Annotated in this window: 13 protein-coding genes and 2 pseudogenes; 4 read left to right on the top strand and 11 right to left on the bottom strand. The window is 37.2% G+C overall.

The window, feature by feature from the left end:
• Positions 1-14 precede the first annotated feature (14 nt).
• Positions 15-2,343, bottom strand: a pseudogene (locus E4O00_RS05060) (alpha-galactosidase).
• 174 nt (positions 2,344-2,517) lie between these two features.
• On the opposite strand from E4O00_RS05060, the gene E4O00_RS05055 reads away from it, so the two are divergent.
• A complete protein-coding gene (locus E4O00_RS05055; protein WP_371922721.1) occupies positions 2,518-3,636 on the top strand; it encodes a transglutaminase-like domain-containing protein in 1,119 nt (372 codons plus the stop codon).
• A 53-nt stretch (positions 3,637-3,689) separates the two neighbouring features.
• On the opposite strand, the gene E4O00_RS05050 is transcribed toward E4O00_RS05055, so the two are convergent.
• From E4O00_RS05050 to E4O00_RS05030, 5 genes are read right to left on the bottom strand one after another with little or no spacing between them, the layout of a single operon-like run.
• Positions 3,690-6,119, bottom strand: a complete 2,430-nt coding sequence (locus E4O00_RS05050; RefSeq protein ID WP_253678906.1) for an endonuclease MutS2 — start codon at positions 6,117-6,119, stop codon at positions 3,690-3,692.
• 9 nt (positions 6,120-6,128) lie between these two features.
• Positions 6,129-7,076 (bottom strand): ribosome small subunit-dependent GTPase A, encoded by a 948-nt coding sequence (rsgA, locus tag E4O00_RS05045; RefSeq protein WP_253678905.1) that lies wholly within the window; start codon positions 7,074-7,076, stop codon positions 6,129-6,131.
• Between the two features lies 1 nt (position 7,077).
• On the bottom strand, positions 7,078-7,917 hold the full coding sequence (murI, locus tag E4O00_RS05040) for a glutamate racemase (RefSeq protein ID WP_253678904.1): 840 nt from the start codon (positions 7,915-7,917) through the stop codon (positions 7,078-7,080).
• A 31-nt stretch (positions 7,918-7,948) separates the two neighbouring features.
• Positions 7,949-8,845: a tRNA (adenosine(37)-N6)-dimethylallyltransferase MiaA gene (gene miaA, locus E4O00_RS05035; protein WP_253678903.1), complete on the bottom strand. Its 897-nt coding sequence runs from the start codon at positions 8,843-8,845 to the stop codon at positions 7,949-7,951.
• An 11-nt stretch (positions 8,846-8,856) separates the two neighbouring features.
• Positions 8,857-9,486, bottom strand: a complete 630-nt coding sequence (locus tag E4O00_RS05030) for a hypothetical protein (RefSeq protein ID WP_253678902.1) — start codon at positions 9,484-9,486, stop codon at positions 8,857-8,859.
• A gap of 93 nt (positions 9,487-9,579) precedes the next feature.
• Between E4O00_RS05030 and E4O00_RS05025 the strand changes: the two genes are divergently transcribed.
• The 3 genes from E4O00_RS05025 to rlmB are packed head-to-tail and all read left to right on the top strand — an operon-like array spanning position 9,580 to position 12,684.
• Positions 9,580-10,428 carry a hypothetical protein gene (locus E4O00_RS05025; RefSeq protein WP_253678901.1) on the top strand — a complete coding sequence of 283 codons (849 nt, stop codon included), beginning with the start codon at positions 9,580-9,582 and terminating at the stop codon, positions 10,426-10,428.
• Between the two features lie 60 nt (positions 10,429-10,488).
• The gene (locus tag E4O00_RS05020) at positions 10,489-11,901 is read left to right on the top strand and encodes an MBL fold metallo-hydrolase RNA specificity domain-containing protein (RefSeq protein WP_253678900.1); all 1,413 of its coding nucleotides are present in this window, start codon (positions 10,489-10,491) and stop codon (positions 11,899-11,901) included.
• A gap of 6 nt (positions 11,902-11,907) precedes the next feature.
• Entirely contained in the window at positions 11,908-12,684 is a 777-nt protein-coding gene (rlmB, locus tag E4O00_RS05015) for a 23S rRNA (guanosine(2251)-2'-O)-methyltransferase RlmB (RefSeq protein WP_253678899.1), read from the top strand.
• A gap of 65 nt (positions 12,685-12,749) precedes the next feature.
• Here rlmB and hisS read toward each other — a convergent pair.
• The 5 genes and pseudogenes from hisS to E4O00_RS04990 form a co-directional block, all read right to left on the bottom strand.
• Positions 12,750-14,097, bottom strand: a pseudogene (gene hisS, locus E4O00_RS05010) (histidine--tRNA ligase).
• A gap of 42 nt (positions 14,098-14,139) precedes the next feature.
• Positions 14,140-15,129 carry an NAD-dependent epimerase/dehydratase family protein gene (locus E4O00_RS05005; protein WP_253678898.1) on the bottom strand — a complete coding sequence of 330 codons (990 nt, stop codon included), beginning with the start codon at positions 15,127-15,129 and terminating at the stop codon, positions 14,140-14,142.
• Positions 15,130-15,146: 17 nt separating this feature from the next.
• Positions 15,147-15,911, bottom strand: a complete 765-nt coding sequence (locus E4O00_RS05000) for a glycosyltransferase family 2 protein (RefSeq protein WP_253678897.1) — start codon at positions 15,909-15,911, stop codon at positions 15,147-15,149.
• Between the two features lie 544 nt (positions 15,912-16,455).
• Complete coding sequence (locus tag E4O00_RS04995) at positions 16,456-17,421, bottom strand: EpsG family protein (protein ID WP_253678896.1); 966 nt, start codon at positions 17,419-17,421, stop codon at positions 16,456-16,458.
• 70 nt (positions 17,422-17,491) lie between these two features.
• A complete protein-coding gene (locus tag E4O00_RS04990; protein ID WP_253678895.1) occupies positions 17,492-18,466 on the bottom strand; it encodes a glycosyltransferase family 2 protein in 975 nt (324 codons plus the stop codon).
• Positions 18,467-18,475 lie beyond the last annotated feature (9 nt).

Genomic DNA, 18,475 nt, shown 5'->3' with positions numbered 1-18,475 from the left:
ACTTCCTCCAAAATTTATTGCACGGCTTCCTTTGTTACAAATAAACAGGAGCCGAAATCCCCCCAAAGATGGGTCCTATTATTATAATAAGTGCCCATAAACTGATTATTTAAAAGAATACCGTAGTCCAATAGTTTGCCTGAGGCACGGTATTTTTCTACACAATCCCAAAGAGCATAATACTTGTTTACTGTTCTTAAAACAAGACCGTCAGGGTTTAAAGAAAAGGGAAGTACATGCTTAATCAAACCTCCGAAGCGTTTTATGTAGAGCCTTTGAGGTTTTGTTTCAACATCGTATAAGGCATTTTCTTTCATTCCCTTAACCTTTAAAATGCTGTGACCGTCGGCAGCCTTTGCCTTCATCTGAAAAAGGCCTGATACCGCAGTCCTTCCGTCAGAACATTGCCAATGTTTTTGATTATCTTTATGTGTTCCGATAACCGAAAAAGAGCCGAACTGAAAAACTTTTCTGTATTTTTTATAAAAAGAGATTTGCTCTTTTATTTCCTTTTTTTCGGCAGGGGTTAAAAATTTTAAATCCAATTCATAACCTAAAAGCCCGAAGCAGGCGGTATTAAAGCGGGTGCTTAAAGAGGTTTGCCTCAGGGTCTGTTGATGGGGAGAGGCCGAAACATGGGCTCCCATAGCCGAAAGAGGATATAAGAGGCTCAAAGCTCCCTGTATTTCCTGCCTTTCCACGGGGTCGGTATTGTCCGAAGTCCATATCTGGGGAGAAAAGCAAAGCATTCCAAGATCAAAGCGGTTTCCCCCTGAGGAGCAGCTTTCAAGCAGCATGTGCGGGCGGGGAGAAAAGATTCTAGCTAAAACCTCGTAGAGACCTAAAATATAGCGGTGATAAAACTCTCCCTGATTTTTTAAAGAAGGAGAAAAGGCTGCCGATATGTGGCGGTTCATATCCCATTTTACATAAGAGACACCGGCCTCATCCAAAATTTTACCTACATTTTCAACTATATAATCCCTTACTTCTTTACAGCAAAGGTCAAGGACGAGCTGATGTCTCCCCCTGACCGGCTCCCTTAAAGGCTCTTTTAAGGCCCAGTCGGGATGAGAGCGGAATAAATCGCTGTCCTCGTTTACCATTTCAGGTTCAAACCAAAGCCCGAAGTCAAGCCCGAGTTTACGCACCCTGTCGGCAAGGCTTTTAATCCCGCCGGGGAGCTTTTTTGTATTTACCCTATAGTCGCCGAGGCCCGCACTATCGTTATTCCGATCTCCGAACCAGCCGTCGTCAAGCACAAAAAGCTCAACACCTAACTTTTTTGCCTGACGAGCAGAGCGTAAAAGGCTTCGGCGGTTGAACTTAAAAAAATCGGCCTCCCAATTATTTATTAAAACAGGCCGCTCTTTTTCTTTCCATTCTCCCCTTACAATGCACTTATTTATAAAACCGTGCATATTTGAACGAAGCCCGTTAAAGCCCCTGTCCGAAAAAGAAAGAAGCGCTTCGGGCGTTTCAAAGCTCTCACCTTTTTTTAAATCCCAAGAAAAACAATGAGGGCTCATCCCGATACCGATACGGATTAAATCCAAATGGCTTTTTTTGCACAAAGCCGAAATGATTTCCGCTGTAGACAAGGTTAAAGCCGTAGACCTCTCCCCTATCCTCCTCTGCTCCGCGGGCTGCAATAAGAAAGCCCGGATTGTGACGGTTAGAACTTGCTCCTGTTGTTGACTCGTTTACCCACATCCCATAAGAAACTTCTTTTTTATGAAGATGAGCTTCCTTGATCCAGCTTCCGTCAAGGGTAAACATATCAAAGCCCCTGTCAGGAAGGTCAATCATCATACTCATAAGACGGCGTATTTCCAAGGGGTTTTCATTATTATTTGTCAAAACTGCACGCCTTGTTATAAGATTAAAGGAAAGAAAGACCGTATAGTAGAGATCGAGACTTACATCATTTATGTCTTTTAGATTTATGATAAGGGTTTCAGCATCTCCATTTCCGTCAAGAGCGGAAGGAAGAGTCTGCATAGGTTTTAAGCCCCTTTCTATCTTATGGGATTGATACACAAAGTCGTGTGTAAAAGAAGAATCGGGCATTCTGATTTCGCAAGGACTGTAACGGTAGTCTCCCCTGCCGTTTCCCGACCATTGCAGAGGAATGTTATCCAAGACATAGAGGGGGTCTTTTTCGTCATAGCAAACCGTAGAGCCGGTTTGGGCAGTCCGTTTTACAAGGAGACCTTCAAGATCACACCGCTCCATCTTTTTACCGTAATGCACGGTTTCCAAGTGGCCGTAGGGGCTTATGCGGAACCAATAGCTTGAATTTTCAGTTTCCAGATAAAAAACATTATTTTCAAATTGAATCATAGTTCGAATAGTATAGCACAATTTTTAAGGATGTGCAAAGTAAATTTAAGATTAAAACTATAGTATTATTATTAAAAATAAGTTATAATCTATAATAGTATGAAAAAAATTTTAAGATATGTTTTGCTTCTAAGCTGTTTCTTTTTTTTAAGTGTTTCTCTTGCAGCAGAACAAATGTATTCCCCTTCATGGGGCTATGCACTTGACCTCCCTGAAGATTTCGTTTTAGCCAATAGAGAAGGAAATGAAAGATATCTTTTTAAGCATGCAATCCTTCCCGTTGATCTGCAAATAGCCTTGTATGAAGAGCCTCAATTTAAAAACATAAAAGAAGCTGCCGAACATATTTTTAAGCAGTTAAAAATGACTCATAAGGATGTTCCTTTTATATGGAGGAATAAGGAGGCTCTTTTATCGTCAGTTTCTTTTTTATATTCTCCTTCCGAAAAATATAAGCCGAAAGAGCTTTCAGGCTGGGTTTTAACCCTTGCGCTCCCCAATAAAACAGGATGGCTCGTGCTTCTTACCTACACCGACAAGGATAAGGCCAAGGAGTGTGAAAACCTTATGATTTCTTCCCTGGATACCGTTTATACCGATACGATGTCTTATTTTGAACCGGGGCCGGTTACGGCAGCCCTATATCCTAAAACAAAAGAAAAAACTCTCGATTATGTTTTTAACAATAAAAACATTTCCTTCACGATAGATGAATCGGATGCTCAAGCAAACCAATCGGTGATTGACAGGGAGTTTTCGGTTTTGACTATGTATTTAAATCACGATAATTTAATTGCAGCTTGGCAGAGATTTTATAAGGTAATTTTTAGAGATGCTTGGAGCCGTATAGCACCTGCTTCCTTTGCGGTCTATACTTCAATTTTCGATGAAAACAACCAAAGCGGCTTTGCAGAAAAAGCGGCAAAGGAACTTCTCTTTTTAGTTCAAAATTTTAATTACGAAAGAGACAGAAAGGGAAGCGATTTTATGAATTTGCCTCAAGCACTTGCAGAAAAGAGAGGAGACTGCGACAGCAGGGCTCTTCTTATGGTACTCATGTTAAAACAGATGAACATAGATGCAGTTCTTTTGGTTTCACCGAATAAGTCCCATGCCATAGCCGCAGTGGACTGTCAGGGAAGCGGAACCTGTTTTACCCATAACGGCAGAGATTACCTGGGCTGCGAAACTACAGCCCATGTTCCAATCGGCGAAATAGCCGATGAGATAGCTGCTCCCGAAAACTGGTTTCCCGTCGACTTTTACGTAATAGAAGACCTTGAATCAAATTAATCTCAAGGCAGACAAAAGCCAAGGGCTTTTAATTATGCACGGCAAATCCATAGCTATCCCAGACTCACTATCGTCTTTCCGGAGCCGCCTTCCTCGGGCTTTGCAAAGCGGAAGTCTTTGACATAGGGACTTCTTTTTAAAAAATCGTGAGATAATTCTTGAAGAATTCCGTGACCCTTTCCGTGAATAATAGCAAATTCCGTAATGCCGTGCACCAAGACTAGATCCATCTGATCCTGCAAGGCCTTTTGAGCTTCTTCAGCCCTCATCCCTAAGAGGCGGAGCTCAAAAGAAGGGCGTGAGGCCGGGGCACTTGTGTCGCTTATAAGGCTTACAATGGGTTTAGAAAGTTTAAGCTTTTCTTGATTTTCACAAATCTCCATATCGTCCTCGGCAATAGTAAGTTTTAAGTTATCTACGGCAACCAGCCACTTACCTTTTTTTTCTTCACGGATAAGTTCACCGTTACGGCGGAGGCTTTTAATTATAATGCGGGTACCTTCTTGCAGTTTGGAATTTTGAGGAGCCTTGTTTTTTTCTTTTGAAGTATGAATCCTTTCGTCTATTTGCGATTGCTCAAGTTTTAAGGCCTCATGTTCTTTGCCCAAGTCTTTTTCAAAATCGTCAATCCATTTTTTAACGCTTAAAGTTTTTTCGCGGCTTAGTTCGCCCTCTCTAAGTTCACGCACAAGGTTTTCAAGAAATTTTCTTTTTTCTTCAAAAAAAAGATCAAGCCTTTTTATTCCGTCCCGTTTTAGTTCCAATTCTTTTTGCTTTAATTGAAGCTCTTTTAAATCGGAGCGGCGCCTATCCTCTTTTAGTTTTAATTCTTCTTCCTTTTTTTGAAGTTCGAATTCGTTTAAGTCTTCATGCTTTTGAATGAGTCCCTTGATAAGATCGGAAACATCGGCCCTGTTGTTACCCAAATAGGTGTGAGCTTTTTCGATTATATGTTCGGGAAGGCCGTTCCGTTTGGCTATGTCGACTGCATGACTTTCACCCGGAACTCCCATGAGAATCCGATAGGTTGGGCTCAATGTGTTTTGATTAAATTCGACAGATGCGTTTACACAAGAATCCTTGCTGTAGCCGTAATTTTTTAAGGCCCCATGATGGGTGGTAACAAAGACAAAGGCCTTCTTTTCTAAAAGGTCATCGAGGACAGCCATTGCGATTGCACAGCCTTCTTGCGGATCAGTACCGCTTCCAAGCTCATCAAGAATGATAAGACTTTTATCCCCTGCCCTTCGTATAATCTCTGAAACATTTTTCATGTGAGCCGAAAAGGTAGAAAGGGATTGGTCCATTGACTGCTCATCTCCTATGTCGCAGGCTATAAAATCAAAGTAAGGGAGACGGGTTAAGGGCCCTGCAGGGAGGGGCCAGCCTGTTTGATTTATAAGAGCAAAGAGGGCTGCCGTTTTTAAGCTTACGGTTTTTCCTCCGGTGTTAGGTCCCGTTATAATAAGTACCCTGTCGTCCTTAGATAGTTTTAAATCTATAGGAACTGCCGACTTTCCAAGCAGGGGGTGGCGGGCTTGATGAAGATAAAAGGAGATGCCTCCTTCATTTTCAGAGTGAGAATTTTTAGCGATGCTGCCTGCAAAGACACAATTATTGGAATGAGCCCAGCGGGAAGCGGCTGCAATACAATCCAATTTTGTAATTGCCTCACAGGCTTCTTTTATTTTTTCGGTATGCTCTGCAATTTGAGAAGTCAATTCTTGTAAAAGCCTCAAGAGCTCCCGCTCATATTCTGCATGGGCTGCAATCAAATCATTATTTTTTACAACTATTTCTTCAGGCTCAAGATAAAAGGTTTGCCCCGATTGAGAATACTCATGAATTATTCCCGGGATTCTTCCTTTAAAGTTGGATCTTACGGCTATAACCTGTCTTCCGTCCTTTACTGTAGGGAGATTGGATTGAAGCATTTGGCGGGTTGCATCGTTTGTAAAATAGTTCCGCATAGTTTTATCTATATCGTCCTCTATGGAACGTATCTTGCTTTTTATTGCCCGCAAGGAAGGAAGGTCCTGCAATTCCCCGTTTTCATCTATAAAAGAAAATACCAGCTTTTTTAAATGGAGCATATCGGGTATTTTTTTTACAAAGGAAACAATAGAGTTTTCATTCGGCTCTTCATTTTCCAAAAATGGACTTAACCATTCGTGTAAAGAAGAAACGGACAAGGCCAAAAGCCCGACCGAATAAACACCTTCTATATCAAGGGCAGCCCCTTCAATATCGATTCCTTCAAGAAAGGGAAGAACAGGCGGACGGTATTTTATCGGAGGAGCCTTGTATGCCCTTAAAAGATTTAAAAAATCAATCCCTAACTTTTTTTCTTCTTCTATTTTTTTTATATCGGTATCCGGATTCTTTTTTAAACAAAATTCTTTTCCTTCATCCGTTACACAATAGGATGCAATAATTTCTCTTATCCTCGAAAACTGTAAAACTTCCAGCGTATGCTCAATCATAAATCCTTCCTAATATTTTTTTACCGTTTCTTGTAATTCTTTATTTATAAGCTCAAAACTCGTGTACCTATCCTTATGAATATCTCCTTTTTTTAAGGCTTCTAAAAGGGCACAGCCGGGTTCATGGGTATGGGTGCAGGAAAGGCCGAATTTACATGAGCCTATGAGTTTTTCCATTTCGGGGAAATATAGGCCCGTATCCTCAGGCCCTATGCCGTAAATTGCAAAGTTCCTCACACCGGGTGTATCGATTATGTTTATCGAATGTTCTTTGCCCTTTGAGCTAAGGGCTTTTATTTTAAAGTATTCTCCCTGAGTTGTCGTGTGAGTGCCTCTGTCATACTTATCCGAAATTGCAGAGGTTCTTAAATTTAAATCGGGGGCTATAAAATTTAAAAGGGTACTCTTCCCCACTCCGGACTGTCCTACAAGGGCAGAAGTTTTAGCCGAGAGAGCCTCTATTAAGTTGTCCATTCCCCTGCCCTCTTTTGCCGAAACTTCAATCGTTTTATAGCCCAGTCTTTTCCAATCTTCCATCCTCTCTCTTACATCATCAGCTATTTTTAGATCGCACTTGTTTAAGACAATTAAAACCGGAATCTTTTGAATCTCGGCCTGAACTAAGACCCTGTCTACAAAGCGCGGGCGGAAGGGAGGATTTGCGGCAGAGGCGACACAAACAAGGAGGCCGATATTTGCGGCTAAAAGCTGAGGCATATTCAGTTTTTGGTTTAAACGCAAAAAAGAATTTTTTCTTTCGATCAAGCCTGTTACCAAACCCTCATTTTCCGAGTGAGTATCGGGCTCAATGTTTACAAGGTCGCCTGCAGCAAGAGGATTATAGTAAAGAGCAGAATCTTTTAAGACCTTTCCCTTAATGGAACAGTTTCTTAATTTTCCGTCTTCACATTCAACAAAAAAAATATTATTAGATCCTTTTAAAACCAATCCCTTCATTTTAAAAATACCCTAAAACCATATTAAAAAGATCCGCATAAGCGGAATATTTTTTTGTATTTTCTTCAGTTTCTTCCGAGGTGATATAAAAAATATCTTTTTGAATATTTTTTAATTTTGAGTTCTCTTCCTTTAATTTTGAGTTCTCTTCCTTTAATTTTTGAGGAGGAGATATTTTTAATGCCCGGTTTACAACCCCGTCCAATGAGTCCACAATCCTTATATCCGGTTCACAGACGGCCTTAAACTCATCCCTTAAATGTAAAAAGTGAGTACAGCCTAGGACAGCCGTATCGGTTCCTGCCGATTTAAAAAACTCAACCGCAGGCCGGATTGCAGCCTTTTTATCTTCTTCACTTCCCGAAAGCAGGGAGTTTTCTATTTTGCTGACCAAAACCGAATCGGCACGCATAAAAAATTTACAATCCGCTCCGAACTCGTCAATGAGGTTTTGAACATAGATATCGTTTACCGTTCTTTCGGTTGCAAGGACGGCTATCTTTTTATTTTTACTCGCCAAGACTGCGGGCTTTATGGCAGGAACCGTTCCCACAAAGGGAATGCCGAATTTTTTCCTCAAGTGAGAAAGAGCCGAAACAGTCATCGTATTACAGGCTATGATTATAACCGAAGGCCTCAGCTCTTCGATTATCTTTTTTACAAGATTTTGAGTATACTCTATTACTTCTTCAAGTGTTTTTTCCCCATAAGGAAAATGTTTTGTGTCTGCAACGTAGGCACAAGAACTTTGAGGCTCAATTTCTTTTAAGTGCCTTAGATAAGACAGGCCTCCTATGCCTGAGTCGATAAAAACATATTGAATATTTTTTTCTTTTGTCAAATTTTCTCCCCCAAAAATTATCTTAAAAAACTCACTTTAAAATCCAGCTTATTTTTACTCCGTTTTTTTCCATACGTCTAAACCAAGTTTCCTGCCTCTTTGCAAATTGACAAATAGCACGGTAAAGAGAATCAATGTATTCTTCTTTCTTTTCTATTTTGCCTTGAAGGTATTGGGCGGTAAATTTATATTCAAGCCCCAAGCTTTCAAGCCTTTCCCAGGAAAATCCCTCTTTGTGAAGCCTCTCAGTTTCTTCGATCATTCCGTCATTTATACGCTGAATGAGTCTAAGCCTTATCCTTTCCCTTAAAATTTCCCGCGGATATTTAAGGCCGATTATAAGGGGGCGGATATCGGGGCGGCTTGCGTTTAGTATCTCGGCTGCATCGGGATGGGTATTTTTATATTCGGCAATTTCAATAGCCCGCATAAGACGCTCCATGTTTTCAAGGTCGGTTTTATTATGCATCTGAGCCTTATAATCGAAAAAAACTTTTTGCAATTCACTCAAATCCTTACCGGCCAAGGACTCCCTCAGTTCTTCATTTTTCGGAACAGGAATTAGCTCATACTCCCTTATAAGGGCATCGAGATAAAGCCCCGTTCCTCCGGCAAAAATCGGAAGTTTTTTTCTCCTTTTTATATCCTCAAAGGCTCTGTAAGCATCATTTTGAAAATCGAAGACATTGTACTCCCTTTCCAATGTACAAATATCGATTAAGTGATAGGGCACCTCTCCATACTCGTCCAAGTCCTTTCCTGTACCGAGATCAAGACCCTTATAAACCTGCCTTGAATCTACAGAAATAATTTCGCCGTCAAGTTCTTTTGCAAGGCCCACGGCATAGGATGTCTTTCCTGTTGCTGTGGCTCCCAAAACAACGGCAGAATTATATTTATCGGATAAGGACAAAAAATCGAAATTCATAAAATCAAAACTTACAGCCTGCTCCTCAAAATATTTAAGCCGATACCAAGCAAAAACACGCCGCAAGAAACAAAAATATGCATACTTGAAGATTCGGATAAGAACCAAGAAGCAAGAGCATAGGAGCCCAAAAGGCTTAAAGCGAGAAAAGAAATAAAGGCTATCAGATAAACGATAAAATCCATGGAAATCGTTAAATTAGCCGCCAAAATATAGTAAGTAAAATCAAAAATAAGGATTGAGCCTATTATTATAAGGAGGAATAAAATAAGCTCTGTTGAATCAGGAGTATTAATATTCCTGTAAAATAAATAGGCAAAGACGGAGCTAAAAATACCGAAGAGAGACGATAAACTGTTACTCAAAACATCTTCGGAAAGCGACCATGAAATCAAAAAGAAAAAAGTTAATCCAAAAAGAGCATTTAAGAAGAAGTACTGAAAGAAAAACCGCCATAAATGGGAGCTCACGGAAGATGAAATTTGCAAGATCGAAAAAGGAAAAAAAGACACAATTATCAGCGATACTATTCCGCCCAAAATACCGAATAAAAAGGCAGAAAATTTACCGCCTTGCTCGTTTGAAAATAAGGCATATTGTAGAAAAACTAAGGGCAAAACTAAAATAAAAACGAAATTCATGGGAAGCATTTTACCATAAAAATACCAATATATCAAGTATTTTTGAATAATTGACCTTTACAAATATTTTTTTTATTGGTATACTGCTAAAATATGACAATTGCAGGCAGAAACAGAGCTCGTTTAGTTGCTATATCTATTGCAGCTTTAGTTCTTACATTATCCTTAATATCGCTTATCGGTATCGTACTTAACGGAAGTCTTAATAATTCCTTGATAGCAAATACAAAACCGGCCGGAAACTCAATCATTAATGATTTTTTATTCAATCTAGCAAAGAATAACTATGACAGCTATGCCGTATTAATAAGCATCTTAACCTTTCCCTTTTTGTCGCTAGGCTTTTTAATCTTCGTATACTTTACTTTCAAAAAAACTCATGCCATCGAAATATCTTTCTTTGCCATGTTTACACTGTGTATCAGCTTTGAAAGTATAAGACTTATTTTTCCTCTGTATAATTTTTCCAACATAGTACTGGATAGCATAGCTAACCTATCCCGGCTGGTATACTTTTTCAGACTGGCAGGCATTATGTCGCTTTTTATGGCAGGAATCTTTGCAAATAAAATAATAACCAGAAAAATATCGTCAGTATTTTTCTTTGTGTTTTTTATATCTTTTTTGATATGCTTATCGATGCCCATAAATAATTTTTATATAAGCAGATATTTTCTTTCGGATATTAAGGCCGGTCATTCATATATATACTTATTTTTAATAGCCGCAGTTTTAGCCTGTGTAAATTATTTTTTTGTATATATCACAAAAAACATAAAAGAATATCTGTTTGCAGCCTTTTCTCTTACAGGAGCCTTAATCGGCTATTCAATTCTCCTATACACATCATCATACCCCCTCCTCGGTATAGGAATTACATTTTTTGTTTTAGGAAATCTAAGTTTTATAAAATACATACATAGATACCATATATGGCAATGAGAGAAAAAAAATAATAACAAAAGTCTTGATTTTTCACTGATTATGATGTATTCTTAATTTATGGCAATTAAATTTTACTCACTCGGTGCTGCACAAGAAGTTACCGGATCAAAACACATTCTTGAAGTTGATGGGCATAAGTATTTGATAGACTGCGGGGCTTTTCAAGGAAAAAGAGCTGAAGCAGACAAGAAAAACAGGGATTTTAATGTTCCGGCTCCGGAACTGGAAGCTGTCATTTTAACCCATGCCCACTATGACCATTGCGGTCTATTACCCCTCTTGGGAAAACACGGCTTTAACGGCAACATTTATGCGACACCAGCCACAAGAGATATAGCAAATCTTGTTATGATGGATTCTGCAAGAATTCAAGCACGAGATAGGGAGTACTTATCAAAACAGGCCGCAAAAAAAGGAGAAATATTTAAATGGGTGCCTCTTTTTGATGAAAATGACGTAATTCAAACAGTTAATCAATTTGTAACAATTTCATATCATCGGCCGACATGGATAGGTCCAAATGTTCAGCTGGAGTTTTATGATGCAGGTCATATTCTAGGTTCATCAATGGCCTTAATTACCGCAAAGGATTCGGAAGGAAAGGAAGTAAAAATTGCCTTTACAGGAGACCTAGGCCGAAAAAACAAGGCCATTATCCGAGATCCGGATATAATTCCGCCTGTCGATTATATAGTTATTGAAAGCACCTACGGTAACAGGCGCCATGAAGACACTGACAATGCCTTAAAACTTCTTGCCGAAAAAACACAGGAACTTGTAGAAAACAAGGGAAAGATGATAATTCCGGCCTTTGCAGTAGAAAGAACTCAGGAAATCGTCTATTATTTTCACCTATTGGTCGACAAAAAAATAATTCCTGATATTCCGATTTATGTAGATTCGCCTATGGCTGTAAACGCAACGAGTATTTTTCAGGTGCACCCGGAATGCTATGATGCAGAAACCCATCAAGCCTTTTTAACCCATCATAAAAACCCCTTCGGTTTTAACTCGCTCAAATTTATCACCAGCGTTGCAGAATCCAAGGACTTGAATAACATAGACGGCCCCATGGTTATAATAAGTGCTGACGGCATGTGCGAATTCGGACGGATTACTCACCATCTTGCAAACAATATCGAAAAGCCCTCTACAAAGATAATGCTTGTCGGCTTTATGGCAGAAGATACCCTCGGCCGCCGCCTGCAAAACAGAGAACCGGAGGTAAAAATTTTCGGTGAATGGCATCAGGTGAGGGCAGAAATTTTACAGATAAACGCCTTCAGTGCCCATGCAGACTATTTTGAAGCTACGGAATGGCTAGACTCCTTGGAGAATCCTAAACTTAAAACAATCTTCTTGGTTCACGGGGAGCCCAAGGCTCAAAGTTATTTTACCCAATACCTAAACGAAAACGGTTACAAGGATGTAAAAACGGTAAAATACGATGAAACTTATAATCTGGATTAAACATTTATGAAAAAAACAATTACGGGTTTTCATGCAATAGAAGAGATTTTAAGGGCCGAAAAAATTAAAATCGAAAAAGAAAGGAACAGTAAGTCAAGCCTAGAAATTTTTTACTCCAAAGAAGGCCCACGGGTAAAAAAAATCTTGGAAGCCGGACGCAAGCTAAATTTAAAGATCGAAAAAAAAGAAAATAACTTTCTTGACTCTCTTACCAAGACCTTGCCTGAGCAGTTACGGGATCACAGGGGTGTTGTTCTTTTAACTGGGGTTCAAAATCAAAAAAGAGGAATGAGCCTCGATGAGTTTTCTGCAAAACTTGCAGAAAAGGACTCAGCCTTTGTAGTCATTCTTGACTCAATTACGGATCCTCACAACACCGGCTCAATTATAAGGAGTGCAGATCAGTTCGGAATAGACGGAATAATAGTTCCCGAAAACAAAAGTGCCGGAGGATTTGAAATTATAAGCAAGGTCAGTGCAGGGGCGGCAGCCTGGGTTCCCTATGTTGAGGCAACTAATCTGGTTCGCACTGTGGAAATGCTGAAAAAAGAAGGCTTTTGGATTTACGGAGCAGATGCAGGAGGTAAGCCCCTACCGGATCTCAAGTTTCCAAAAAAGACAGCTCTAATTATGGGAAGTGAGGGGAAAGGAATGAGCCGCCTTGTAGAAGAAACCTGTGACGAAATAGTATCGATTCCAACCAAGGGAAAACTCGACAGTTTAAATGTCTCCGTCGCAGCAGGTATTCTCCTATATGAGATCAGCCGGAAAAAAGAAAAATAAAAAAGCCCTGACAAGAAACATTAATTTCTTATCAGGGCTTTTATTGTTAATAACTGCGGAGCTTTTTAATTCTTATATTCTATAATCCTTTTTACGGCTTCGCTAAGAGGCATTTCATCCTCAGTCCTATTAGTCATATCCTTTAATTTGACCTTAAAACTTTGAATATTCTTATCAAATTCTTCAACACAAGAATTTTTAGTTAAGAAAAGTCCCCACCTTATATCTTTTTTTTTCGGCATAGGCGTACTGATGGTTCATTTTTTTAGGTTCAGGATATACTTCAGCATTTATTTTTTCGGTTTCAAAAAATTTAGCCACCTTATATGAAAGAACCTGATCATCCTCAGGTAAAGAAAATACGAGGAGGTCGGTAAAGCTGGCCTTTGTTTTTTGATGACCCAAAAGTTCAAGGGCAGCTAAAAGCCTGTCAAGTCCGATAGAAGTACCTACACCCGTAATACGCTCCTTCATATAAAGAGCCGTAAGGTTATCATACCGCCCTCCGGAACAAACGGAACCTATCGAGGGTAAATCGGTCAAAAATGTTTCAAATACAACACCTGTATAGTAATCCAAACCTCTGGTAATAGAAGGGTCCAAAACTATAGAGTCTTCAATACCCACAGCCTTTACCAAGGAGTAGATATCCCTCATGCGTTTTGTATCTTCATCAGGGCCTCCGGCAAGATTTTCCAAATGGGCAAGAGTTTTTTCAAAGTCCTCGCTGTTTAATTCCTTGCTCACACCGGAAATATAGGCCAATATTTTTTTTGCCTTATCTTCGGAGCTCAAGTCAGTAAGAAGTTTTAAAACCTCATCCTCTCCTATCTTTGCAAGTTTATCGACGGTACGCAAAATTTCTTCGCTGTCTCCGGACAAATCTAAAGACTTTAAGAAACGGTTAAATATTCCCCTATGCGAAACATGAATTTTAAAATTAGAAACGCCTAATTCATTCAAAGATTTTTTGATAAGGCGTAATATTTCAAAATCAACGGCAGCCGTATCTGAACCCAAAATATCAAAATCGCATTGCAAAAATTCCCGATAACGGCCGGCCTGAGGTTTCTCGCCGCGCCAAACCTTTCCTAAATGATAGCGTTTAAACGGAAAATATATTTCGGACTTATGTTCAGCAACAAAACGGGCCAAGGGAACAGTTAGATCAAAGCGCATAGCCACATCCCTTCCGCCGTTGTCATTAAACCGGAAAACCTGCTTTTCGGTTTCCCCTCCGCTCTTTCTCAACAGAATCTCGGAATATTCCAAAGCCGGAGTATCGATGGGCACAAAGCCGTAGTCCCTAAAAACCTTTACCAGCCTTTCCATAAGAAGAGCTCTTTCAATCTCATCCGCAGGAAGAAAATCCCTAAATCCCTTTAAAACTTTTGGTTGTATTAAATCACTCATAGGTCTATTTTACAATATTTTTTTAGATTGGACAAGGGTAGTTTATTCAGTATGGAAAACATGATCGTCTATCCTGTCTATGAATTCGTATTTGATGGTATTGTATAAGCCTTCTTTTAAGCTTACAGGAGGCTTAAACCCGGTTTTTAAAATATTTACAGAATCAAAAAGAGTATCGGCACAGAATTTTTTTACACGGATTGAACTGATTGCGAGCTTTTTCCCCGTTATCTTAGCAAGCAAATCAAAGCAAAGCCCGCCGAAATAGCCCAACCAATAAGGCCAGTGGAAAATTTTATGTTCCTGTTTACCAAGGATTTTATAAACCTCTTTTGTAAGAGAGTTCATATCGAAATCGGGTTTATCTATATAATTAAATAAGTGTTCCCCTGTTCCGTTATTTAAACAAAACTCGATAAAGGCGGCAACATTTTCGACATAGGCCATAGATTTTTTATTCTTTCCATTACCGACAAAGGGGAAAAAGCCTGAACTGATTTGCCTTAAAAGATTATAAACATTTCCCCTATTTTGCTCTCCAAAGACAACTGTAGGACGAATTATTGTAAGAGAATTTTCTTTATCCTTTGCAAGCCACTCACGGTATTTTCCTTCGGCAAGCCACTTGGTTCTGCCGTAATCGTTAAAATAATTTATTTCACCTGTTTCATTTGTGTTAAGAGGTGCAAAACCATAAACGGCAACAGAACTTGTAAAAATAATTTTTTTGATCCCCAACTCAGAGCAAACCTTGCATACATTTTCTGCACCGTCAACATTTACCTCATCATACAGACTTTTTGGTTCGACATCATCCCTATGCTCGGCAGCTAAATTGATAACGCAATCAACATCTGAGCATAACTCTTTTTTTAAAGAAGCCTCATCCCTTACATCGGCAAAGGTTCTTAATTCGGGATAATACTTGCTGTCCTGCTTATCGAGGATTTTAATTTTATGTCCTGATGAGATAAGTCTTTTTGTTAATCTTGTTCCTATAAAACCGGAACCGCCTATTATTGCTATGTGCATTGATATTTTCCTTTATGTTATTTTAAGTATTTAGATATACCTCTTACAGCATATATTGCATAATAATATAAAGAGCTAAAAAAATTCAATTTTAGAATTCGTCTGTAAATATGCCATGTCCATCTGGATGATCTTCCTTTGTCAGAAGATACGGAAGCGGATGAAACTCTATATTTTGCTTCTACTGAATTTGTATTCTTTGCAATAAATCCCTTTCTTAATATCATCAACCATAAAATGTAATCTTCATGCCCCTCATTCAAAAATTCTACTTTTCCAACTTTTGAAACATCATATATACCTGTCAGGTTACCTATTTGATTACCATACAGAGCACTCTCATAAGTAAGCTTATTTGCTGTAATTACCTTCCGATTAAAATTATTATTGGAACTAGTATCAAATTTTACATAATTTGAAAAAACAATAGCTACATTTCTATCTTCAAATAAAGGAATTTGTTTTTCAAGCTTTAAGGGGAGCCATACATCATCACTATCTAAAAAAGCAATGAATCTTCCGTTTGCATTTTTTAACGCAAGGTTACGCGGATAAAAAGGCTTTCCAAACGAGATGTCAGTATGAAACAGTTTTATACGAGAGTCTTTTCGAACATAACTATCTATAATAGAAACGGAATTATCAGTTGAACAATCATTAACAATTAAAAGTTCCCAATCTCTATACGTCTGAGCTAACACAGAATCAATCGACTCTGAAATAGTCTTACCAGAATTGTGAACAGGCATTATTATAGATACCAAACCATCAATATATTCCATAATTTAAAAACTCTTTTACAAAAGTAACAATATCACTATACTTTAAATTCTTCAACAGTATCTGTCCGATGTTCATTCTCAGACAGGAATTTCATATAATCAGATATAATTGAGTCAAATTACTTGTAATAATTAGCCAAAATAGAGAAATATTTCATTTTTATACACACTTTTAGACATACCACACCCTACACAAATATCCGTCGATTTTCATAATTTTCATACTACTATATAATTAGTACCTATTCTGGCTATTAGCTCTCCTGTGCAAAACGTTAATCCGTCATTCACAGCATAAACCAGTCAAGAATTATTTTCACAACCCACTACTTTCAATGGCAATATTTTTAGCCACTTACCCAATACCAAATGCAATTCAGATGTAAGATTTCCATCTTTTAGGCAAATGATTGCATCTGCCTGTCTACTTTGTTCAAGTAAGCTCCTAAAACATTCATCAAGGTAAAGAGGCTTTTCTTTATAGTAAACGGACATTAAAACAGATAAAGACATTTAATTCCCAAAAATATATAAAAATAAAAATTTATAAAAAAAGAATTGAACGATATGGTACTACACCTTGGGCACCTTGAATAAGTACCGTCAATATATAAAATAAAATAAAATATGTTAAAAAAACATACGCAACCAGACTTCTTTCTTTACGATCAAATTTTGAAATACATAATGGATAAAAAATAATTTCACTAACTAAAAAAATATAGTTTAATCTTATCAAAACATTCACTCCATGAGTAACATTGATACCGGCAACAGAAAATATAAATACATTTAACCAAAATCTATGTTCTTTTTGTTGAAAATAAGATAAATAAAAAAATAAAAAGAGGACAATTAAATTTGGAACAACGGATTTTAAAACAGCTAAACTAGAACTTTCAGTAAAAAAAGAAGTTGATAAGTATACTGAATATTTAAAAGATGCCGGTAACAATTTAAGCACTACAGCCTGTATTGGAACAAAAATAAAGACTAAAGAAATAAACCAAAAAACAAAAAAAATACCCGAACACTTTACTTTAAACATAACATATATTAAACCTATAAGTGCTGTATAATGAAAACTAGCTGCAAATAAAGTTATAAGTATAAATCTAAGGTATTTTTTATTTTCAATACTAGGAATCGCCTGTAAAAATATGGATATTGCTATCATTTGCCTAACAGCATTAAAGGCTATAAAGTAATAATTTAATAACACATATAACAATAAAGATAAAAATACGGAACTACTATACTTCTTAATAAATCTATAAAAAAGCAAATTAACAATAAACGAAAAAATAAATACAGTAAATGCATAAGAAAGCCCAACATATTTAAAAAACAAATTTATCAATCTATATCCGGGTTCAATATGTTGATAAGTATCAACCGACAGATTATCATATATGGTTCGATATGTCGGATAGTCCGTTCCAATCTCATAGCGTAAACCTGCAATAACAACAATTAATGTCATAAAAATAAATATCAAAACTTTAAACATTAATTTATCTAACTTTGAGAATACATAAATAAATAAAACGACTAAAATAAAATATAAATAAAACATCTTTCTATTTTAATAACTTTAATAAAAATTTAATTGGCAGAAATTTAGTAATATATATTACAACAGCAATTCTAAACTTTCCACTTGAAATAGGGCGGCGTAAGAGACCACATTCGCCAATTAATTTATTTGTAATATCCATGTCTTTAACATTTGAACGCAAATAATAAAAAATATTGTACAACAATATATTTTCAATCCAAAAATTGGAATATTTATGCAATTCTTTTGTCTGATAAGGAGCAGATAAAAGAATTGTCTTAAAATTTTGAAGAGAATTATACTGAGCCATAGTGTAAGTTTTATAGCCTTGCATTATCGAATCATCTCTAATCTGATATTTAAAACAGTATCTCGAACTATATATTACTTTTTTTGATTCTTTAAATACGCGAAGCAAAAAATTGAGATCTGCACCTATCTTCATTCCTTCAACAAAATATAATGAATTCATGGTAAGTAAACACTTAGACACTAAAACGGAACAAATATGACAATCTATCTTTTTAGATAAAAACTTAGAAAAAAAATCATAACCTTTATCAAAAATATGGTAATCATAGCGAGTATTTATATAATTTTTCTTTTTTTTACCTTTATAAAAAGTTCTATATGCAAATGCAAATACATCAATACCATTACTTTGCTTGATACAGTTAATATAATATTCAATTGTCCCGTTTTCAATGTTATCATCACAATCAAGGAAGTATAAATATTTACCGAGCGAGTTATCAATGCCTGTATTTCTTGCACCCGATTCGCCCTTATTTTCTTGATTTATTAATTTGATAAATGAATAACAATTAGTAAATTTTTCAACAATCTCTTTTGTTTTATCCTTTGATCCATCATTTACCACAATAACTTCACATTCCGAATTTTCTTTACACTGAAAAACAAGATTATTAAGCAAATTCTCTATAAATCTTTCAGCATTATAACTTGGAATAATAACTGATAATAAAATATCATTCATTTCCACAAC

It is taken from the genome of Treponema sp. OMZ 788 (genome assembly GCF_024181245.1).
Taxonomy (GTDB): Bacteria; Spirochaetota; Spirochaetia; order Treponematales; family Treponemataceae; genus Treponema_B.
Note: the sequence above shows the minus strand (reverse complement) of the source record. Positions and strands in the feature narration are given on the sequence as shown.